This window comes from Caldimonas hydrothermalis (genome assembly GCF_056746695.1).
Window position 1 is genome coordinate 134,660 of the sequence record NZ_JBWQXA010000003.1, and the last position, 18,082, is coordinate 152,741.

The following is an 18,082-nucleotide window of genomic DNA, read 5'->3' on the forward strand; positions in this document are numbered from 1 at the left end:
CTTCTTGGTCTCACAACGCCCTTGCGAGTGATGATCAGGCGAGATCCATCTAGCAGTTCGAGCTCTACCTCATCGCCGCCAGGACTCTCGAATAGCGACCCCGTGACGATCTCATCACCGGTCACGCCAAGCCGTGCAGCCGCCCTCGCGAGATTGTCCTTACTGATGCGGCCCGAGCTGAACCAGTTGGATACAGCTCCTCGCGACACCTCGCAATGCTTCGCCATCTCGGCAGGAGAGATGCCGCGCGCGCGCATGAGTAGCTTGAGCTTGTGGCCAATATGCATTGCTGAATTCTGACTCTCGGGCCGACAGTAATGCTTGCTGCTAGCGTTTTGCATTGCTAAACTAACAGCATGAAGCTCAAAGACTGGTGCGATGAGAAGCGGGGGCGTGCGACGCTCCTCGCTGCTGCTCTATCGGTCCCTCCATCGTTCATCAGTCAGATGGTGAGCGAGGACCCTAAGAAGCGCCGCCCGATACCGCCGCAGCACGTCCCAGCCATCGAGCGGACGACGGCGATGAAGGTGCGGTGCTGGGACCTTCGCCCGCACGACTGGCACCTCATCTGGCCTGAGGCGCTGAAGGATCCCGACGCCCCCGTGCTGCGCGAATCCACCGCCACCCACCAGGAGGCCTGAGATGAAGCCGCCGCACGCTGTCCGGCCGCTGACGCCAGAGGAGGCGGCGCTGGCGCTGTGCCTGCTGCGCGGCAACTCGGGGTCGTTGTCATCGACGACATCCACGGTAACGCCATACTTGGTCAGATCCTCTTTAAAGCTCACACCCGCTCGCTCTGCCGGTACACGACCTCGCCGACGATGCGCGTGGCGTCGTCGCAGAGCTTGCGCGGGTAGCGGCGCTGATCCGGGTTGTCGCTGGCCAGCCACCACGCGCCCGCATCGCGCATCAGGCGTTTGACCACCGGCTCGCCCTCGTAGAGCACGAGGAAGGCCACGCCGTCTTTCGGCGTGGTGCTGTCCATGTTGACGACGATGAGGTCGCCGTCGAACAGCGTCGGCTCCATGCTGGCGCCGTGCACCCGCATGGCGATCATGCGATCGGGCCGGTAGCCGTGCCGCTCGTACCAGTCGCGCCGAAAGACGATAGGCGCGCCGTCGCCGGCGCCGCTGTGTTCATAGTCGATGGCAAAGCCCGTGATCCCGGCGCCGGCCTTGATGGTGGCGCGCCGCACAGCAGGGTAGTCCGGGTTGCCGTCGAGCTCGATTTCGCGTGAGCGCGACGGTCGGGTGGACGGCGGCTCTGACAGCCGGACTGGGCCGCGGCCAATGGCGAAGGCACTCTCCGGGTCGGGTGGCACTTCCCGATCTAACCACCCCCGCGGCAAGCCAAGATCTTCTTCTATGGAGCGAGCGGCCTTTTCCCCAAAAGATTTCTTCTCGTTTCCCAGTAAGTCGCGCCAGTACGAATACGTCCGTCCGGCTCGCTGCTGAAGAGTCTTCGGGTCGAGCCTGAGGGACCGCAGGTTTCGACGGCGAGTCGCGGCATTGCTCATAGCTTCAACTACACCACAAGGTGTTAACCGTCCGGTGTTGACTGTTTTGACACCAAATGGTGTAATGCCAGGCCATGAACACCATCAGACTAAACCTCCAGCGCGCCATCGCGGCGGCCGGCGGGCAGAGTCAACTCGCTCGCCGCATCGGCGCGCGGCAGCAGGAAGTCTGGAACTGGCTCAACGGCCGCCAGATCCCCGAGCACCGGTGCCCGAGCATCGAGCGTGCAGTGCAAGCGCTGGTCACCTGCGAGGACCTGCGCCCAGACATCCGCTGGCACCGGGTGCCTGACCCCGCCTGGCCGCACCCGCATGGCCGGCCGTGCATCGACGTGGCCGGTCCTGTGGACATGGCCCAGGCCACCCCCGCGCACCAGGAGGCCTGAGATGAGGCCGCCGCCGCAGGAGTGCGCCACCGTGGATGCGCTTGATGTGTGCCCGGCGGGCCAATGCCGCCCGGTTCCTGTGGAGACGGCGCGCGCGGCGCACTTCGCCCTGGAGTACCTGCTGCGCAACAACCCGGAGGCGTTGCACAACGCGGACTTCCCGCTGGCGCTGGCTACGCTCGATGCCACCTTTGGACTAACTCGGCAAGCATCAGCGAATGCGGCCCGTATCGCAGTGTTTCGAGGTCTGGGTAGTCCCGCGTGTCCCGGATTGCCAGCGTCTCGTAGTACACGATCGCCCCATACGGGCAAGGGTGGTCCGCCGGCGCAATCTTGCGATAGATCGCCAAAACGCCCTGATGGCGGCCGTCGGAGGTCGTGATGATTTCGCACGCGACGATGACTTCGCCGAACTCGTTCATGGGCGCTCCTTTCCTGAGCAGGTGGTTGGTGGAACACCCATTGTGCAAGGGTCAGGAGCGCCCGACCTGCTCGGCGCGGGCGCGCAGCCGCCGGGCCCAGGCGTCGAACTGCTCGGCCGCGCGCAGGGTGCACTGGCGCACCACCTGGGCCAGCTTGCGCCGCGCCCAGGCGTGGATGTCGTCGTGGTGGTGCATCGCTCGTGATGTGGCGGGGGGCGGTCATGGGTGAACTGTCGGCCACCCCCATCGAAAGGTCACGCAAGGCCTATTCCGCGGTCTTGCAGGCCATGCAAGACCCTGGCACGCAGCGCAACTTGGCGCACGTGCTGGGAGTGAGCGAGTCCACGGTGAGTCGCATCAAGAACGAGAAGCTCGAGGACGCGCTGGCGCTGATCTACCACCTTGGCTTCAAGGTGGTCGAGGCCTCGCGCGTGTGCGTGGATCGCAGCAAGTACGAGGCCATGGTGACGATTGCGCGAGCGGCCATGGCCGATGAAGACACGGCGCGCCGCTTGATCTGGGAGGAGGGGGCATGAAGCCTCGAGCGCCCGTGGACTATTGGAAGCGCCTGGTGCGCATCGTGCTGGGCATGACGTTGGCGGCCATCATCGTGCCGCTGCTGTTGGCCGGCGTTGCGCTCTTCGTTGCGTTTGCGGGGTGGTGACGTGTTTGGATACGAACCGCTGCCGGGCAGCACTCCGCCGCTTCGCGCTGGAGACGCCGGGCCAATCGATGACGCTGAACGCGGATCAGACGCGCGAGCTGGTGCGGTATCTGGAGCGCATGGCGCAGGCGTCGTGTGCACTCATCCACTTCTTCTCGGTCTCGACCGCTCAGGAGGGCCCCGGTGAACTACTACGAGCACCACATCGGCGACTACGACGCCGACACGGCGCACCTGTCGTGGCTGGAGGACATGGCCTACACGCGGCTGCTGCGCCTGTACTACCGTAAGGAAGCGCCGATCCCGGCCGACATCGCCCAGGCCTGTCGTCTGGTGCGCGCGTCGTCCAAGGAGGAGCGCCGGGCGGTGGAGACGGTCCTTCAAGAGTTCTTCGAGCTCCAGGACGATGGCTGGCACCAGTCTCGATGCGATGCGGAGATCGCCGCTTTCCACGAAAAACAGCTGGGCAAGGAGGGCAAGCGCGAGAACGCCAAGGAGCGTCAGCGGCGCGCCCGGGAACGTCGAGCGCAGCTATTCGACTTGCTTCGCAGTCACAACATCGTGCCTGCCTGGACTACCACAACAGCCGAGCTTGAGGCGATGCTGTCACGCGTGACAGGTGGCGCAATGTCACAGCCCGTCACGCAACCTGTCACGCGTGACGACACGGCTACCCAGACACCAGACACCAGACACCAGACTCCAGAAGAGATAAACACACACACTGCTGACTCCACCGAAGTTGGGTTGTGTGGTGGGGGGGGAGGACCACCCAACGCAACCCAGGCAGGCCTCGCAGGCCTCGCAGGCCTCGTGTGCAGGGCCATGAGGGCCGTGGGCATCGCCGACGTGAACCCCGGCCACCCGGAGCTGCTCGTGCTCCTCGAGGCGGGCGCGACGCAAGCCGAGTTCGTCGGCGCAGCCAAGGAGGCCGCAAGGCGCCACAAGGGCTTCGCCTACGCGCTGGGCATGGTCAAGCGCCAGCGGCAGGATGCCGCTGCGGTCAAGCACTCGGTGCACCACGGCCCACTACCCGCCAGCGACGACCCACGAGCCCGACAGCTCGAGACCGCCGCACTCATGACCGGGCGCGCGAAGCACAGCGCACCCATCACCCAGGAGACGATCGATGTCGCATCACGAGTCATCCCTTCCTGAGCCTTGGATCGAGCGCATCTGGTCGACGATGCGCGCCTACTACGGCGCGGCTTTCGACCGCATGTGGGCCTGCCCGGCCGGGGTCGATCCGCAGGACCACGTGGCCCAGCTCAAGGCCGTGTGGGGGCGCGAGCTTCGCCACTTGCAGCAAAACCCGATGGCGCTGCGCTATGCCCTGGACCACCTGCCCGAGCGGGTGCCCAACCTCGGGGAGTTCAAAGCCCTGTGCCTCGCCGGCGCGGCCAGGCGGCTCCCGCCGCAGGAGACGCTGCCCATGAAGCCGGCCGACCCGGCGTGTGCAGCGGCGTTGCTCAAGCGCATGCAAGCGGCCTTGTCCGGCCGCAGTCGAGACCACCGGGCCTGGGCCTACCGGCTGCAGGAGCGCGAGCGCCAGGGCGAGCGGTTGACCGCCGCGCAGAAAGCTGCATGGCGCAACGCCCTGCGACACGTGGACGATGCCGCTGGAGGTGTGTCGTGATGGACCTTGCGCCTTGCAATCCGCGGTACCAGCTCGACGCGTGCTCGATCTGCAAGCGGTTCGCCCCGCACCTGCCTCATCTGGCGGAGTGCCGACCGAGCTTGATCGTCATCGACGCAACCATCGTCCGAAAAGACGGCCAGTGCCCGCTGTTCCAGCGCTCAAGCCCAGTGGCTGTCGGATCGGGCAAGGAGGCACAGTGATCGTCTTGGCCGTCGATATCGGACTGTCCGGGGCTCTGGCCGCGGTGGATCACCGCCACACGTGCGTGGTGCACGACCTGGTGACGGTGGCCGCCGAGGAGGCCAGCACGAAGCCTCGTCGTCGCCTGTGCGGCCGCTCGCTGGCGCAGCAGATCCGCCAGATCGTGCCGCCGGGAGAGGCGGCCACGCTGGTCATCGAGGACGTGCAGGCCCGCCCGATGGGCAACGGCGGCCGCCACGGCAACGCGATCCAGACGCAGGGCTCGCTCATGCGCAGCCGCGGCATCGTGGAGGGCACGGCCGACGTGCTGCGCCTGCCGCTGATGGTGGTGCAGCCGCAGACCTGGAAGCGCCGCTTCGGGCTGCTGGGCAAGGACAAGCGCGAGTCGCTGGAGGTGGCCCGCCGCCTGTTCCCGGCCGCCCAGGCGCTGCTGGCGCGTCAGAAGGACCACAACCGGGCCGAGTGCCTGTTGATCGCCCTGTGGGGGCAGATGGAGTTGTCGTGATGCCCAACGTCACGCTCATCGACGGCCGCGAGGTGGACAGCGCATCGCCAGAGTGGCGCGAGGAGTGCCTGCAGCGCCACCGCCATGTGGACACGCTCTTGCGCCTGCACTCGCGCCAAGAGCGCGCCCAGTACCTGGAGGCCGTGCGCCAGGCAGAGGGCGAGGAGGCCGCGCGGCGACTCAAGGTGAAGTTCCTCGCGCAGTGGGAAAAGTCCCGCGCATCGGCATCAAAGACACAGGAAGCCAAAGCATGACCGAACAGACCTGCCATGAGCGCCTGCCGCAGCCGCAGGCCCGCGAGATCACCGACCCCGACGAGCGGCTGCGTGTGTGGGCCGACACGCACGCGGGCGATCTGGAGTTGGAGCCGCTGCCATCGTGGATGCAGCCCTGCCGCCGCATCCACCGCGACGCCAAACAGCCATGCCGCGACTGAGCCGCGATCAGTGGGAGTCCATCCGCGCCGAGCGCGAGGCAGGGGCGAGCTTTGGCGATCTGGCGCAAAAGTACGGCGTCGACAAGGCCGCCATCGTGCGCCGCGCCAAGGCCGAGGGCTGGAGCGACGGCACCGACGTGGCCGATGTCATCCGGCGCAAAGTCACCGAGAAAGTCACCGGAATATCACCGGTGGCCGACCCGAAAAAGAAGGCCGAGGCGATCTCCGCCGCCGCCGACCGGGGAGCAGAGGTCATCCGCCGCCACCAGGAGGAGACCAACGCCGTGCGCGAGCGGCTCTATGCCGGGCTCAAGGCGCACAAGGCGGCCTTGAAGAAAGAGGACAAGGTGCTGGCGTTCGAGGACTTGAAGGCCGCCAAGATCGCCAGCGAGACCATCATCAACATCCACCGCGCCGAACGGCAGGCGTGGGGGCTTGAGACGCACGCGGCTGGAGAAATTGTGATCAAGAATCCAAGGAGTTTTGAATGAAATGGCTAGCAAACAAGATAGAGCTGCGCTCGGTGGACTCGCTCATCCCTTACGCGAGAAACGCCCGCACGCACTCGGATGCGCAGATCGCGCAGATTGCCGCCTCCATTGCCGAGTTCGGGTTCACCAACCCGATCCTGGTGGGGGAAGATGGCGTCATCGTCGCTGGCCACGGGCGGCTGGCGGCGGCGAGGAAGCTGGGCCTTGAGCGGGTGCCGGTGGTGGTGCTCGATCACTTGACACCCACCCAGCGCCGCGCGTTGGTGCTGGCCGACAACCGCATCGCCGAGCAGGCCGGCTGGGATGCCGAGATTTTGAAGATCGAGCTCGACGAGCTGGAGGCGGCCGACTTCGACCTCGAGCGCTTCGGCTTTGACGAGACCTTCTTCGCCGATGTGCTGGGCGAGGATGAACCGCTGCATGATGGCCAGACCGACGAGGATGCCGTCCCCGATGCGCCAGATGAGGCCATCACCCGGCCTGGCGATGTCTGGATCATGGGGAATCACCGCCTGGTCTGCGCCGACTCCACCACCGCCGAGGCTTACGCCTCGCTCTTGGGCGAGGGCGAGAAGGCCAGGCTGCTGTGGACCGATCCGCCCTACAACGTGGCCTACGCCGCCGACGATCACCAGCCCACCATCGCCAGGCGGCCCATCGCCAACGACGCGCTGGGCGAGTCCTTTGAGCCCTTCCTGCGCGATGCGCTGTCTCTGGCGCTGGCGCATACCGATGGGGCGTGCTACATCGCGATGAGATCAAGCGAATTGCACACCCTGCGCAAGGTCTTTGAGGAACTGGGCGGGCACTGGTCGACCTTCATCATCTGGGCCAAGGACGTCTTCACGCTCGGGAGATCGGACTACCAGCGCCAGTATGAGCCGATCCTCTACGGCTGGCCCAAGGGCGCAAGCCGCCACTGGTGCGGGGACCGCGACCAGGGCGATGTCTGGCAGGTGAAGAAGCCGAAGAAGAACGACCTGCACCCGACGATGAAGCCGGTGGAGCTGGTTGAGCGGGCGATCCGCAATTCCAGCCGCCCTGGCGATGTGGTTCTGGACCCATTCGGGGGTTCGGGAGCGACGTTGATCGCCGCCGAGAAGTCCGGGCGCGTGGCGCGGCTGATCGAGCTCGACCCGAAGTATGTGGATGTAATCGTGCGGCGGTGGGAAGAGTTCACAGGCATGAAGGCTGTGCGCGCTTGTGGCTAAACTGATATTGCCAGCATTCAACCCGCATCCTGGTCAGCGCCGCATCCTTGCAGCGCGAAGAAAGCGCAATGTCTGCTGCATGGGCAGGCGCTGGGGAAAGACATTCCTGCTCACCGAGGTGATGGTCAACATGCCAGGCGGGGCGCTTGGCGGCTTGGATGGCATTGGCAGGCGCGGCCTGCCGTGCGCATGGTATGCGCCGAACGACAGCTACTTCACTCGCGTCTTCTTTGATATCGCCGAGCAGTACGCGCCCGTGATCCGCAAGGCCACCACGCAGCCGCGCCCAGTAATCGAATTCGCCAACGGCGGGCGTATCGATTTCTGGACGTTGGAAAACCCCATGAAGTGCGGGCGCGGCAACCACTACGCGCGCATCGTCATCGACGAGGCCGCTCACGCGCGGCATCTCAAGGACGCCTGGGAAAAGACCATCGTCTGGACGCTGGCCGACCTCGATGGTGACGCCTGGTTCATCAGCACGCCAAACGGCCTTAACTACTTCCACGAGCTCTACATGCGCGGTCAATCTGGTGACCAGAACTGGATCAGCCACACAGCACCCAGCATGGAAAACCCGCACCTGCCAGAAGGATGGATGGATGAGCAGCGGGAGAAAATGCCGCAGCTCGTGTTTGCTCAGGAGGTATTGGCCCAATTCGTCACCTTCGGCGGCAACCTCATCAAGCCCGAGATGCTCATCGACGCCCCATGCCCGCCGCACCTGCCGGTGGCGCTGGGCGTGGACCTGGCCATCAGCAGCAAGGAGGGCGCGGACTTCACGGCGATTGCGGCACTCGCGCGCGACACGGAATCCGGCATCGTCTACGTCAAGGAGGTCGAGCGCGGCCGCTGGCAGTTCCACGAGGCGCAGGCCCGCATCAAGGCCGCCGCCGCCAGACACCGGCCCAAGCTGATCGCCGTGGAGCAAACCCAGTACCAGGCCGCCATGGTGCAGGAGCTGCTGCGCACCACCACCTTGCCGGTGCGAGGGCTGCGGCCCGATCGCGACAAGGTCACGCGCTTTGCCCCCTTGCTCACGCGCTTCGAGCAGCGCTTGGTGCGGCTCGACCCGTCCGGGTGCCCTGCGGCGTTTCGCGACGAGCTGCTGGCCTTCCCGGAGGGGAAGAACGACGACATGGTGGACGCCGCGGCGCACGCGTTCTCGGCGCTGGGCATGGCCGTTGGCGGCTACGCAGCGGCAGGGACGAGGGTGTTCTGAGCCATGATCGCCGAAATTGCGCAGCTCATCGGTCCGACGGCCACGGCGCGGCTCATTGCCGCTTTCGGCGGGCGCGAGGTGCGCATGCCGATGCGCCACAGCGGGCGCACCTGGGATGCGCTGGTGACAGCCGTGGGCGAGCGCGACGCGGCCACGCTGTGCGAGTATTTCCACGGCGCGGTGGTCTACATCGCCACCAGCGCGCGCGCACACACCGAGTACAACCGGCGTGTGGCCGCGCAGATGCGCGCCCAGGGCAAGTCCTTGCGCGAGATCGCTCAAGCCCTGACCCGGCCTCAGGGCTACACTGAGCGTGGCGTGCGCAAGCTGCTGGAGAAGCGCAGCTCGCCAACCATGGCCAGCCTGCCGCTGTTCGACGACGCCGAATTGCAGGAAGCCGTTCCGACCGATTGAGGTCAGCGGCAGCGCCACCATCGGCGCCATGGTTGAACGTCAACGCGCGATTGCACTGGGCTCGGCCGTCTCCATCGAGCGGGCGCTGGCCCGCTTCGGGTGGCTGGGCGATGCCGACGATGTGCTGCAGCAGCTGGGCATCGAGCGCACGCGGCTGCGCCGCATCGCTGACGACGACGAAGTGTCGGCGGCGCTGGAGACCCGCAAAGATGCCGCGCTCAACACCCCATGGCGCATCGAGCACGAGCAAGCGCGCGCGCGGCGTTTCTTCGAGGAGGCGGCCGCGCCTGCCGTGCCTGATCTGCTGGCCGCCGCGTGGGCTGCCACGCCCTACGGCTACAGCGTGTTCGAGGTCGTCTACCGGCCCCTGGAAGGCGGGCGCATCGGCATCGAGCGCATCATCGACTGCCCGTTCGAGTGGTTTTCCGTGAAACCGGACGGCACGCTCGTGTGGCGCGACACGCAGGAGGCGGCCGACCCGCGCAAGTTCTTTGCCGTGGTGCGCGACGGCTCGCTGCGCAAGCCCATGGGCGAGGCCTTGCTGGCCAAAGCGTACTGGCCCTGGTTCTTCCGCACGCACGGCTGGCGCTTCTGGGCCAAGTTCCTGGAGCAAGCGGCCGTGCCGCTGCTGTACGGCAAGACCATCAGCGACCGCCAGGCGATGCTGGAGATGCTGCGCACGCTCACCGGCGGGCCGGTGGCCGTGGTGGACCGGGAGGACGAGCTGGCCGCAGTGGACACGCCGGGCAACAGCCCGAACAAGTTCACCGAGTTCGAGACCGCCTGCACCCGGCGCATCCAGCGCCTGATCCTGGGGCAGACGCTCACCAGTGGCACCGACGGCGGCAGCGGCAACCGGGCGCTGGGGCAGGTGCACGACGAGGTGCGGCAGGAAAAGCGCCGCGCCGACATCAGGCTCATCACCGCCGCGGCCCAGCGGGTGCTGGATACGTTGGCCGCCCTCAATTCGCTCTCACCGCCGCGCTTCGTGATGGAGGATGACGCGGGCTTGCAGATGGAGCGCGCCACGCGCGACAAGACGCTCGTGGACGCCGGGATGCTGCGCTTCACGCGCCGCTACCTGGAGGAGAAGTACGGCCTGGAGCCCGACGACTTCGAGGAGGCGCAGGCGCAACAGGCCCACGCCGCAGCCGCGCCCGCACCCGTGCCTGCATCGCCGCGCCTGGCCGCGTCCTTTGCCAGCCCGGACGCCCCGCACAAGCCAGACCGCAAACGATTCACCGCCGGCCAGCAGGCCATCGAGGACGAGATCGACAGGACGCTGGCCGGCATCCCCAGCCCCATCGAGGCCAGCGCCATCCGCTCGGCCATCCTGGGGGCGCAAAGCGTCGAGGATTTGCACGAGCGCCTGGCCGTGGCGCTGGCCGACGCCGACGACCGGGCTTTCCGCCGCGCATTCGAGCGCGCGCTGTTCGCCGCCGAGATCATGGGCTACGCGCACGCTGGCGGTGGCAGGGCCGGCGGCCACGAGCCCGCCAGCCAGACGCAAGCCGCCGCTGCCCCGGCGGTCCACTTGAACGCGCCGATCACCATCCAGATGCCCGAGCCGCCCGCGCCCATCGTGCACGTGCAGGCTGCATCGGCGCCGGCGCCTGCGGTGCACGTCGAGCCGCCCGTGGTCCACGTGCAGGTGGCCGCGCCCGAGGTCACCGTGCAGGCCGAGGTGCCGCCCGCGCAGGTGGTCGTGGCGCATCCGTCCAAAGCCGTCCAGACCGTCGAGCGCGACCCCGAGACACTCGAAGTCACCCGCACCATCACTACCTTTGAGACCGACCCCAAGGAGTAACCCATGGCCATCCAGTTCTCTGTCGCCGTTCGCAATGCCCGGCTCGATGCCATCGAGACGGCCATCGGCGCCTCGCCCATCATGCGCATCCGCACCGGCGCGGCGCCGGCGTCTTGCGCCACCGCCGACTCGGGCACGGTGCTGGCAACCCTCGACCTGCCCGCCGACTGGATGGCGGCTGCAGCCTCCGGCAGCAAGAGCATGTCCGGCACCTGGCAGGATACGTCTGCTGATGCCTCCGGCACGGCCGGGCACTTCCGCATCTACGACGCGACTGGCACCACCTGCCACCTGCAGGGCACCGTGACGGCCACGGGCGGCGGCGGCGACCTGCAGGTCGATAACGTCAACTTCGCCGTCGGCCAGAGCTTCACCGTCACGAGCTTCACGCTCACCGACGGCAACGCCTGAGTCTGCGCCATGGCCATCACCACGCTGGATCAACTGCTGGCGGCCATGAGGCCGCCTGTGTCCATCGCCAAGGCCCCTATTTCGACGGCGAGCGGGCGGCCGCACAGTCTGTTCTTTTCGACCGGCGCGCCAGGGGCGGCGGCCGCCCCGACGCCGGGCCTCTCCGGCGCGGCGCTCACCAGCTACAGCGGTCAAATCCCCGTCCCTGCTCCGGTAAGCGGGCAAAACATCCATCTTGCACGCATGTCCGGGCAGGCCACCATCGCCGGATCGCTGGTGCTGTGCGACAGGCTCTGGCACAACTCGGGGCTGTCGCTGACCTCGACCACCGCGCAGACCATCAACAGCCTGGCCTGGCCCGCGCGGGATGCCAATGGCGCCACCGACGGCGAGCAGGTGCTCATCGGCCTGGAGGTGACCACCGCCACGGGCTCGGGCACGCCCACTTTCACGATGAGCTACACCAACAGCCAGGGCGCGGCAGGGCGAACCGCCACGGGTGTGCTCAACGGTGTGGCCTCGTCGCCCATCGGCGCGTTCTACCCGATGGGCTTGGCCGCGGGAGACACCGGCGTGCGCTCGGTGGAGAGCTTCAGGCTGTCGGCCTCGTGGACCTCGGGGGCGGCCTCGCTGGTGGCCTACCGCGAAATCGCGCGGCTGGACCTGACAGCGGCCCACGTCCCGTCGGCCATCGATGCAATCACCTCCGGCATGCCTCGCCTGTACGACAACAGCGTGCCCTTCCTGCTGTTCATCCCGTCGGCTACGTCTGCGGTCACCGTCGTCGGCCATATCGTCTTGGCACAGGGTTGAGCCATGACCTCAGGCCGCATCCTGCGCGGCTGGCTGGCGGCGCGCCCGGTCAAAGACAGCCTGCTGCTGCGAAGCCGCATCGCCTGGGGCGACCGCGACGCTGCCGAGGCCGCCGTCTGGGGGCGCTGGTTCTTCGGCGAGCCTCCCCCCCCACCCAGCGGCCCATCCATCGTCCAGGCGGCCGGCGCGGCCGTCTACGGCAGCACCATTAGCGTGACGTTCCCGGCGCCGGTGACGCCGGGAAACAGCATCGTGGTGCTGTTCGACAACGCCACCAGCTACAACGCGCCGCCGGCCGGCTGCTCGGACGACCAAGGCAACGCCTACACGCTGGATGCGACGCTCGGGCCCGAGCGGCACGGCTACGGTGATGACTACACGGTCTATGTCTATCGCGCTCAGGCCGTCACCAACGCAGTGCAGACCGTCGGGGTCGGCTTTGTCGGCGGGGCCTCGCATGCCGCCAACATCTACGCCTTCGAGGTCAGCGGCCTGGCAGACGCGCCGCCGGCCGATACGTTCTCCGCCAGCCTGGTGGCCGGTGCAGGCGGGACCATCGGCCTGACGGCCGCTCAAGCCCGGTCCGTGTCGCTGGGCGCGGTGCGCACCGCCGGTGGCTACACCGTGACGCCCGATGGCGGGGCCAGTGTCATCGAGCCCTACACGCCGCCGGTCTATGAGTTCGGCATCTGGCGCAACAGCACGGCCGCCGGCGATGCCTCGCTGTCGTTCACTCTCTCGGCGTCAGCGACGAAGGCGCTGTTCGGGGTGCTGTACGAAGGGGCGGCTGCCGGCGGCGGCCCCATCCAGGGCGGCTTGTCATCGACGCTGACGGGCGCGTCAGCCTCGGCGAGCGCGGCGCTATCGATCCGGGCCCAGGGCGGCATGGAGCTGGCCATGCTCACGGCCTCGGCCGGCGCGAGCTTGTCCCTCCGGGCCACGGGCGCTGCGGCGCTGGGCCAGGCCACGCTGGCGGCCGCCGGCGAGCTGCAGGCCTCGGCCCTCAGCGGCTCGTTGTCGGCCACGCTGGGGCAGGCCTGGACCTCGGCCGCGGCAGCGCTAGATCTGCATGGCGCGCTGGGGGCTTCGGTGCTCGATCCCGCCGCGCTGTCCAGCACTGCGGCCCTGGCTGTGCGCGGGCAGGCGTCCGTCACGCTGTCGGCCGCCACGGCCTCGGGGTTGGGGACGCTGGCTGTGCGCGGGCAGCTCGCCGGTGTGCTGCAGGAGGCCTCGGCAGGCGCTTCGGGTTCGCTGCCCATCGGCGGCGATGGGGCGGGCACGCTTGGAGCCGCGGCGCTCGCTGCCCTTGGGCGCGTGCAGCTGGCCGCCACGCTGGCCGGGGCGCTCGAGCCCGTGCAGGCCGCGGCCGCCGGCGCGGCGGGCGTCACGGGCCAGGGCGTGGCCTCTTTGGAGGATGCGCTGGCGGCTGCCTTCGGCCGCCTGAGCCTGCGGGCCCAGGGCGGCGCGGCGCTGGCGCCCGCCGTGTCCGATGGCGAGGCTGCCTTGAGGCTGGCCGCGCAGATGAGCGCCGGGCAGCTTTCGGGCGCGTCCTGCGCAGCTGGTGCCCGGCTGGCCGTCCGCGCCCAGGGTGGCGATGGCGTGCTGGGTGAGGCGCTGTGCTCGGCCGAGGGTGTGGTGAGCGATCCGGGCCTGTCGCTGGCGGCCATCGAGGCCTTGGCCGCCGCGGTGTGGGCGCAGCCGCTGCCGCTGCCGGCCAGCCCGCCGCCCTACGTGCCCGGGCCGAGGACGCTGTCGGCCGCGGAGCTCGCCCGCGCGGTGCACGCCATCTGGGCCAGGACGCTGCCATGACGACGGGTGAGCGTCTGCGCGCGCTGGCCGGTCAAGACGGTGCGGCCGCCTCCTTGCTGAGCTTGATCGGCGCAGGCGCCACCACGGGCGCAGCGCTGGTCAACTATTCAGGATTGCTGACAGGTTCCGCTGCCGAGCATCTGCTGGCCGAGCGCGCCGCCCCGTGGCCAGGCGGCACCTTCGGCTTTGGCTACGACACCGCGCGCCGCCGCCGCACGCGCCGCAAGCGCGACGAGGAACTGCTATGGCTGTGACCATCCCATTCGACACCCCGGCGTCCGTACAGATCGCCGAGGCCAGACGCCAGCGCGTGCTGCTGCCCGAGGGGTTCTACCGCCTGAGCGCCGAAAAGCGCGCCCAGGCTTTCACCGTCTCCGGCCTGGCGCGTCTTGACCAGGTACAGGCCGCGGCCGACGCGCTGGCGCGCCACATCGCCGAGGGCGGCACGCTGGCCAGCTTCCAGCAGTGGGCCAAGACGCAGGACTGGGGCCTGCCCCGGCACCGGCTGGAGACGATCTACCGCAACGCCGTGCAGACGGCCTACAACGCCGGGCACTGGCGGCACATCGAGCAGACGAAGGCCACGCGTCCGTTCCTGATGTTCGATGCCATCAACGACAGCCGCGTGCGGCCCTCGCATCTGGCGCTCGATGGCGTGATCCGTCCGGTGGACGATGCGTTCTGGGCCACGCATTCGCCACCCCTGGGGCATCGCTGCCGGTGCCGGCTGGTGAGCCTGAGCGCCGAGCAGGCCCGCGCGCGCGGGGGTGTCACCCAACATCCGCCAACTGAAGGAGCCGCCGATGCGGGATGGGGGGCGAAGCCGACGAACCCGTGGAGCGGCTACGCGCGCGCCCTGAAGTCAAAGCTGGCGCTGTGCGAGGTGGCCGACGCCTCGATGGCCGCCCGTGGCCGCATCACGGCACCGCTGTGGTGCCAGGACGGCCCGGTGCGCAACTTCGCCTTGATGCAGCAGGCGTGGATCGCCCGCGAGGGCCAGATGCCCGCGCCGCGGCCGCTGAACCTGCCCGAGACCGTGGTGCAGCCGGGCCGCGAGCCGGCGGCCTTCGACGACTTCATGCAGGCCTTCGGCGGCGGCGACACGGCGCGCGTGACGCTGCCCAGCGGGGACGTGGTGGTCGTCTCCGACGAGCTGTTCCGCACGCTCGATGGCCGCTGGAAGATCGGCAAGCGCGAGCGCGACCGTTGGCTGGGGTACATCGCCGCGCTCATCCAAGCACCGCAGGAGGTCTGGCGGCTGGAACTCGGCGGCAGTCAGGAGCTGTACTTGCTCGGGCGGTTTCTTCGAGGAAGCAGAGTGCTGGAGGCGATTGCGGTATTCAAGCGAGGCGCAAGCAATGGCGACTGGACAGAAGCCAAAACTGCGTTCGTCGCCAATGCTTCCGACTACATCAATGAAAAACGCCGGCTGCTCATGGGCAAGCGAGCCGGCGTGGTTTATTTGGAGTGACCGGGTTGTGAGTCGTTCCCCCGGCCCCTGCCGCGCACTCGAATGTGTATCGACCACTTAAAGCACGGCAGTTACACGCCCATTATGGCGACGTCGCCAACTGGCCGCAACTGGCTGCGCATGCCGCTCCATCGCCCGGCGTGAACCCGTTCCCGCCGCCTCAGCCTGAGCGCATCGCCACCATGCGCGCATGCAGCCTCAGGCCCTCTCGATCACCTTTGCCGCCCGGGCCCAGCCCGATGCGCCGCGCCGGTTCTCCGGCGTGGCGTACTCCGGCGGGGTGATCCCGCACTATGGCTGGATGGGGGATGTGGCCATCGATCTGGCCAGCCTGCAGAACGCTCAAGGCGAGGCGCTGCCCATCCTGGTCGACCACGACCAGCGCATCGACGCCATCGCAGGCCGCGGGCGCATCTTCAAGGCCACCGATGCCGATGGGCTGCCCTTCCTGGCCGTCGAGGGCGAGATTTCCCAGGCCACCGAGGCAGGCCGCAAGGTCGCGGCCCTGTTCGCCGAAGGCCATCCGGTGCAACTGTCGGTGGGCATGCACGCCAATGTGCGCGAGCTGACCGAGCCGGTCACCGTCAACGGCCGCTCGCTCAAGGTGGCCGCCCTCTTCGAAAACGCCGTCGTGCGTGAGGTTTCTTTCGTGGCGGTGGGCGCTGACCCCAACACCGAGGCGCACGCCTTCGCTGCCGCCGTCCCCACCACCCGCAAGGAGAACGCACCCATGAGTGATGACAAGCCGACCGTGGAGGCGCTCCAGGCCCGCATTGCGGAGCTGGAAGCGCAGATCGAAGCCGCGCGCATCGAGCGGCGCCGCGCCGACCTGGCCGCCGTGTTCGAGGCTGTGGGCCGTGACCTGCCGCAGGACGTGCAGCCCTATCTGGACATGAGCGATGCGGCCTTCGCCGCCTTCGCGGCCGACCTCAAGGCGGTGGCCAAGCCCGCGCGGGATGCGGCGCTGTTCTCGGCGCACAGCCTGAGCAAGGCCGGCCAGGGCGGGGCGCCGCAGGATGCCGCGCGCGCGCGGCTGGATGCGCTCATGAGCGCCGTCAAGCAGATCACCGCGTAAGGAGAGGCCGTCATGCCAACCATGCAAGCCACCGAGGGCCAGTTCCTCAAGTACGAAGCGCCGCAGGGCTATAGCCGCGAGGACGTGACCGTGGCCAGCGGCCAGAACCTCGCCGCCGGTCAGGTGGTGGGGCGCATCATCGCCAGCGGCCACATTGCCGCGTTCACGCCCGGGGCCTCTGACGGCACGCAAAACGCCGTGGGCGTGCTGCTGGCCGCTGTGGATGCGACCGCTGCCGCGCGCCCGGGCGTGATCGTCGCCCGCCACGCGATCGTGGTGGAGCGCGACAACCTCGTGTGGGGCGGCAGCCCCACCAACGCGCAGAAAGACGCCGCCATCGCGCAACTGAAGGCGCTGGGCATCCTGGCGCGCAAGACGGTGTAAGGAGCCATCGCCATGCTGATCAACGACTTCACCAATGCCGAGCTGACGGCGGCCATCAATGCGTTCCCCGTGCAGTGGGGGCGCATCGGCCAGATGAACCTCTTTCCCACGCGCGGCGTGCCTTCGCGCTCGGTGATCATCGAAGAGGCTTCCGGCACGCTCGCGGTGCTGCCCTCGCACGAGTGGGGCGGCGAGGGCACCACGGCCAGCAAGATCAACCGCCGCACGGTGGCCTTTGCGATCAAGCAGACGGTGCACGAGGACACGATCCTGCCGGGCGACATTCAGGACGTGCGCGGCTTCGGCATCGAGGGTCTGAATACCGTGGCTTCCGAAGTGGCCCGCCGCCTGCAACGCATGCGCGCCAAGCACGACATCACGCTGGAGTGGAAGCGCATGGGCGCGCTCAAGGGGCAGGTGACCAACGGTGACGGCTCAGTGATCGCCGACCTGTTCCAGGCATTCGGCGTGACCCAGGTCTCGGTGAACTTCGAGCTGGGCAATGCGTCCACCAGCGTGCTGAGCAAGTGCGCGCAGGTCATCAACCAGATCGAGGACAACCTCAAGGGCGACACGATGACGGGCGTGACCGCGCTGGTCTCACCCGAGTTCTACAGCGCCTTGGTGGAGCATCCGAAGGTGCAGGACGCCTACAAGTTCCACAGCGAGGCTGCCGCACGGCTCGGCCAGGACATGCGCGCCGGATTCCCCTTCGGCGGCATCACCTTCGTCGAGTACCGCGCCAGCGTCTCGGGCAACCGGCTGATCGCAGCCAATCAGGGGCATGCTTTCCCAGTGGGCACGATGGACACCTTCGGCACCTACTTCGCGCCGGCGGACTTCAACGAGACGGTCAACACCGTGGGCCTGCCCTTCTACGTGAAGCAGTGGGAGCGCGAAGGCGGGCGCGGCATCGTGCTGCACACGCAGTGCAACAGCCTGCCGCTGTGCCACCAGCCCGCGGTGCTGGTGCGTCTGACCAACACCTGATGGTGGCGGCCATGCGCGTGCGCATCATCCAGACCGTGCAGCTGGGCAGTCAGACGCTCAATGCGGGGGTCGAGTGCGAGCTCCCGCAGGCGCTGGCCGAGGACTGGGTGGCCGACGGCATCGCCCAGGCCCAGCCCGAAGCCGCGCCGGCCGATGAAGCCCAGGCCCAGCCCGAAGCCGCGCCGGCCAAGCCCAGCCGCAAGAAGGGGTGATGC

The 18,082-nt window shown here is 68.2% G+C and carries 26 protein-coding genes and 1 pseudogene; 23 read left to right on the forward strand and 4 right to left on the reverse strand.

The window, feature by feature from the left end:
- Positions 1-119: 119 nt before the first annotated feature.
- Positions 120-341, reverse strand: a pseudogene (locus AC1ECW_RS05725) (helix-turn-helix domain-containing protein); the annotation flags it as partial.
- 15 nt (positions 342-356) lie between these two features.
- Between AC1ECW_RS05725 and AC1ECW_RS05730 the strand changes: the two are divergent.
- Positions 357-641: a YdaS family helix-turn-helix protein gene (locus AC1ECW_RS05730; protein ID WP_481201389.1), complete on the forward strand. Its 285-nt coding sequence runs from the start codon at positions 357-359 to the stop codon at positions 639-641.
- A gap of 140 nt (positions 642-781) precedes the next feature.
- Here the strand turns inward: AC1ECW_RS05730 and AC1ECW_RS05735 are convergent, their stop codons facing one another.
- The gene (locus tag AC1ECW_RS05735; RefSeq protein ID WP_481201390.1) at positions 782-1,321 is read right to left on the reverse strand and encodes a S24 family peptidase; all 540 of its coding nucleotides are present in this window, start codon (positions 1,319-1,321) and stop codon (positions 782-784) included.
- 269 nt (positions 1,322-1,590) lie between these two features.
- On the opposite strand from AC1ECW_RS05735, the gene AC1ECW_RS05740 reads away from it, so the two are divergent.
- Entirely contained in the window at positions 1,591-1,902 is a 312-nt protein-coding gene (locus tag AC1ECW_RS05740; RefSeq protein ID WP_481201391.1) for a helix-turn-helix domain-containing protein, read from the forward strand.
- A 173-nt stretch (positions 1,903-2,075) separates the two neighbouring features.
- Here AC1ECW_RS05740 and AC1ECW_RS05745 read toward each other — a convergent pair whose 3' ends face one another.
- Complete coding sequence (locus tag AC1ECW_RS05745; RefSeq protein WP_062196471.1) at positions 2,076-2,324, reverse strand: hypothetical protein; 249 nt, start codon at positions 2,322-2,324, stop codon at positions 2,076-2,078.
- A 51-nt stretch (positions 2,325-2,375) separates the two neighbouring features.
- A complete protein-coding gene (locus tag AC1ECW_RS05750; protein WP_481201392.1) occupies positions 2,376-2,519 on the reverse strand; it encodes a hypothetical protein in 144 nt (47 codons plus the stop codon).
- 26 nt (positions 2,520-2,545) lie between these two features.
- On the opposite strand from AC1ECW_RS05750, the gene AC1ECW_RS05755 reads away from it, so the two are divergent.
- The 21 genes from AC1ECW_RS05755 to AC1ECW_RS05855 all read left to right on the forward strand — a co-directional run bounded on the left by AC1ECW_RS05755 (position 2,546) and on the right by AC1ECW_RS05855 (position 18,079).
- On the forward strand, positions 2,546-2,860 hold the full coding sequence (locus AC1ECW_RS05755) for a hypothetical protein (RefSeq protein WP_481201393.1): 315 nt from the start codon (positions 2,546-2,548) through the stop codon (positions 2,858-2,860).
- Positions 2,857-2,988, forward strand: a complete 132-nt coding sequence (locus AC1ECW_RS05760; RefSeq protein WP_481201394.1) for a hypothetical protein — start codon at positions 2,857-2,859, stop codon at positions 2,986-2,988. The genes AC1ECW_RS05755 and AC1ECW_RS05760 overlap by 4 nt, the downstream gene beginning before the upstream one ends.
- A gap of 183 nt (positions 2,989-3,171) precedes the next feature.
- Positions 3,172-4,146 (forward strand): YdaU family protein, encoded by a 975-nt coding sequence (locus AC1ECW_RS05765; RefSeq protein WP_481201395.1) that lies wholly within the window; start codon positions 3,172-3,174, stop codon positions 4,144-4,146.
- On the forward strand, positions 4,118-4,624 hold the full coding sequence (locus AC1ECW_RS05770; protein WP_481201396.1) for a hypothetical protein: 507 nt from the start codon (positions 4,118-4,120) through the stop codon (positions 4,622-4,624). The genes AC1ECW_RS05765 and AC1ECW_RS05770 overlap by 29 nt, the downstream gene beginning before the upstream one ends.
- 199 nt (positions 4,625-4,823) lie before the next feature.
- Complete coding sequence (locus AC1ECW_RS05775) at positions 4,824-5,333, forward strand: hypothetical protein (protein WP_481201397.1); 510 nt, start codon at positions 4,824-4,826, stop codon at positions 5,331-5,333.
- On the forward strand, positions 5,333-5,587 hold the full coding sequence (locus AC1ECW_RS05780) for a DUF7696 family protein (RefSeq protein WP_481201398.1): 255 nt from the start codon (positions 5,333-5,335) through the stop codon (positions 5,585-5,587). The genes AC1ECW_RS05775 and AC1ECW_RS05780 overlap by 1 nt, the downstream gene beginning before the upstream one ends.
- A complete protein-coding gene (locus tag AC1ECW_RS05785; RefSeq protein ID WP_481201399.1) occupies positions 5,584-5,769 on the forward strand; it encodes a hypothetical protein in 186 nt (61 codons plus the stop codon). The genes AC1ECW_RS05780 and AC1ECW_RS05785 overlap by 4 nt, the downstream gene beginning before the upstream one ends.
- Entirely contained in the window at positions 5,712-6,260 is a 549-nt protein-coding gene (locus AC1ECW_RS05790) for a hypothetical protein (RefSeq protein WP_481201400.1), read from the forward strand. Before AC1ECW_RS05785 ends, AC1ECW_RS05790 begins: the two co-directional genes overlap by 58 nt.
- Positions 6,257-7,471, forward strand: coding sequence for a site-specific DNA-methyltransferase (locus AC1ECW_RS05795; protein ID WP_481201401.1), 1,215 nt, complete (start codon positions 6,257-6,259; stop codon positions 7,469-7,471). The genes AC1ECW_RS05790 and AC1ECW_RS05795 overlap by 4 nt, the downstream gene beginning before the upstream one ends.
- Positions 7,472-7,478: 7 nt before the next feature.
- Positions 7,479-8,693 carry a phage terminase large subunit gene (terL, locus tag AC1ECW_RS05800; protein WP_481201402.1) on the forward strand — a complete coding sequence of 405 codons (1,215 nt, stop codon included), beginning with the start codon at positions 7,479-7,481 and terminating at the stop codon, positions 8,691-8,693.
- 3 nt (positions 8,694-8,696) lie between these two features.
- Positions 8,697-9,107: a hypothetical protein gene (locus tag AC1ECW_RS05805; RefSeq protein ID WP_481201403.1), complete on the forward strand. Its 411-nt coding sequence runs from the start codon at positions 8,697-8,699 to the stop codon at positions 9,105-9,107.
- Between the two features lie 28 nt (positions 9,108-9,135).
- Positions 9,136-10,914 (forward strand): phage portal protein family protein, encoded by a 1,779-nt coding sequence (locus tag AC1ECW_RS05810; RefSeq protein WP_481201404.1) that lies wholly within the window; start codon positions 9,136-9,138, stop codon positions 10,912-10,914.
- A 3-nt stretch (positions 10,915-10,917) separates the two neighbouring features.
- Complete coding sequence (locus AC1ECW_RS05815) at positions 10,918-11,325, forward strand: hypothetical protein (RefSeq protein ID WP_481201405.1); 408 nt, start codon at positions 10,918-10,920, stop codon at positions 11,323-11,325.
- 243 nt (positions 11,326-11,568) lie between these two features.
- Positions 11,569-12,138 (forward strand): hypothetical protein, encoded by a 570-nt coding sequence (locus tag AC1ECW_RS05820; RefSeq protein WP_481201406.1) that lies wholly within the window; start codon positions 11,569-11,571, stop codon positions 12,136-12,138.
- A 3-nt stretch (positions 12,139-12,141) separates the two neighbouring features.
- Positions 12,142-13,947 (forward strand): hypothetical protein, encoded by a 1,806-nt coding sequence (locus tag AC1ECW_RS05825; RefSeq protein WP_481201407.1) that lies wholly within the window; start codon positions 12,142-12,144, stop codon positions 13,945-13,947.
- Positions 13,944-14,201, forward strand: coding sequence for a hypothetical protein (locus AC1ECW_RS05830; protein ID WP_481201408.1), 258 nt, complete (start codon positions 13,944-13,946; stop codon positions 14,199-14,201). Before AC1ECW_RS05825 ends, AC1ECW_RS05830 begins: the two co-directional genes overlap by 4 nt.
- On the forward strand, positions 14,192-15,418 hold the full coding sequence (locus tag AC1ECW_RS05835; RefSeq protein WP_481201409.1) for a phage minor head protein: 1,227 nt from the start codon (positions 14,192-14,194) through the stop codon (positions 15,416-15,418). Before AC1ECW_RS05830 ends, AC1ECW_RS05835 begins: the two co-directional genes overlap by 10 nt.
- Before the next feature lie 190 nt (positions 15,419-15,608).
- Positions 15,609-16,493: a hypothetical protein gene (locus AC1ECW_RS05840; RefSeq protein WP_481201410.1), complete on the forward strand. Its 885-nt coding sequence runs from the start codon at positions 15,609-15,611 to the stop codon at positions 16,491-16,493.
- Between the two features lie 12 nt (positions 16,494-16,505).
- On the forward strand, positions 16,506-16,877 hold the full coding sequence (locus AC1ECW_RS05845; protein WP_481201411.1) for a head decoration protein: 372 nt from the start codon (positions 16,506-16,508) through the stop codon (positions 16,875-16,877).
- Between the two features lie 12 nt (positions 16,878-16,889).
- The gene (locus tag AC1ECW_RS05850) at positions 16,890-17,867 is read left to right on the forward strand and encodes a major capsid protein (RefSeq protein WP_481201412.1); all 978 of its coding nucleotides are present in this window, start codon (positions 16,890-16,892) and stop codon (positions 17,865-17,867) included.
- Positions 17,867-18,079 carry a hypothetical protein gene (locus AC1ECW_RS05855; RefSeq protein WP_481201413.1) on the forward strand — a complete coding sequence of 71 codons (213 nt, stop codon included), beginning with the start codon at positions 17,867-17,869 and terminating at the stop codon, positions 18,077-18,079. Before AC1ECW_RS05850 ends, AC1ECW_RS05855 begins: the two co-directional genes overlap by 1 nt.
- The last annotated feature ends 3 nt before the right edge of the window (positions 18,080-18,082 follow it).

Bases quoted from the DNA above. Each gene is read 5' to 3' on its own strand.
- AC1ECW_RS05760 (WP_481201394.1), top strand. From the start codon at position 2,857: ATGAAGCCTCGAGCGCCCGTGGACTATTGGAAGCGCCTGGTGCGCATC.
- AC1ECW_RS05850 (WP_481201412.1), top strand. From the start codon at position 16,890: ATGCTGATCAACGACTTCACCAATGCCGAGCTGACGGCGGCCATCAAT.
- AC1ECW_RS05855 (WP_481201413.1), top strand. From the start codon at position 17,867: ATGGTGGCGGCCATGCGCGTGCGCATCATCCAGACCGTGCAGCTGGGC.
- AC1ECW_RS05785 (WP_481201399.1), top strand. From the start codon at position 5,584: ATGACCGAACAGACCTGCCATGAGCGCCTGCCGCAGCCGCAGGCCCGC.
- AC1ECW_RS05755 (WP_481201393.1), top strand. From the start codon at position 2,546: ATGGGTGAACTGTCGGCCACCCCCATCGAAAGGTCACGCAAGGCCTAT.
- AC1ECW_RS05825 (WP_481201407.1), top strand. From the start codon at position 12,142: ATGACCTCAGGCCGCATCCTGCGCGGCTGGCTGGCGGCGCGCCCGGTC.
- AC1ECW_RS05840 (WP_481201410.1), top strand. From the start codon at position 15,609: ATGCAGCCTCAGGCCCTCTCGATCACCTTTGCCGCCCGGGCCCAGCCC.
- AC1ECW_RS05835 (WP_481201409.1), top strand. From the start codon at position 14,192: ATGGCTGTGACCATCCCATTCGACACCCCGGCGTCCGTACAGATCGCC.
- AC1ECW_RS05750 (WP_481201392.1), bottom strand. From the start codon at position 2,519: ATGCACCACCACGACGACATCCACGCCTGGGCGCGGCGCAAGCTGGCC.
- AC1ECW_RS05745 (WP_062196471.1), bottom strand. From the start codon at position 2,324: ATGAACGAGTTCGGCGAAGTCATCGTCGCGTGCGAAATCATCACGACC.
- AC1ECW_RS05820 (WP_481201406.1), top strand. From the start codon at position 11,569: ATGTCCGGGCAGGCCACCATCGCCGGATCGCTGGTGCTGTGCGACAGG.
- AC1ECW_RS05770 (WP_481201396.1), top strand. From the start codon at position 4,118: ATGTCGCATCACGAGTCATCCCTTCCTGAGCCTTGGATCGAGCGCATC.
- AC1ECW_RS05780 (WP_481201398.1), top strand. From the start codon at position 5,333: ATGCCCAACGTCACGCTCATCGACGGCCGCGAGGTGGACAGCGCATCG.
- AC1ECW_RS05830 (WP_481201408.1), top strand. From the start codon at position 13,944: ATGACGACGGGTGAGCGTCTGCGCGCGCTGGCCGGTCAAGACGGTGCG.
- AC1ECW_RS05795 (WP_481201401.1), top strand. From the start codon at position 6,257: ATGAAATGGCTAGCAAACAAGATAGAGCTGCGCTCGGTGGACTCGCTC.
- AC1ECW_RS05730 (WP_481201389.1), top strand. From the start codon at position 357: ATGAAGCTCAAAGACTGGTGCGATGAGAAGCGGGGGCGTGCGACGCTC.
- AC1ECW_RS05845 (WP_481201411.1), top strand. From the start codon at position 16,506: ATGCCAACCATGCAAGCCACCGAGGGCCAGTTCCTCAAGTACGAAGCG.
- AC1ECW_RS05810 (WP_481201404.1), top strand. From the start codon at position 9,136: ATGGTTGAACGTCAACGCGCGATTGCACTGGGCTCGGCCGTCTCCATC.
- AC1ECW_RS05805 (WP_481201403.1), top strand. From the start codon at position 8,697: ATGATCGCCGAAATTGCGCAGCTCATCGGTCCGACGGCCACGGCGCGG.
- AC1ECW_RS05815 (WP_481201405.1), top strand. From the start codon at position 10,918: ATGGCCATCCAGTTCTCTGTCGCCGTTCGCAATGCCCGGCTCGATGCC.
- AC1ECW_RS05740 (WP_481201391.1), top strand. From the start codon at position 1,591: ATGAACACCATCAGACTAAACCTCCAGCGCGCCATCGCGGCGGCCGGC.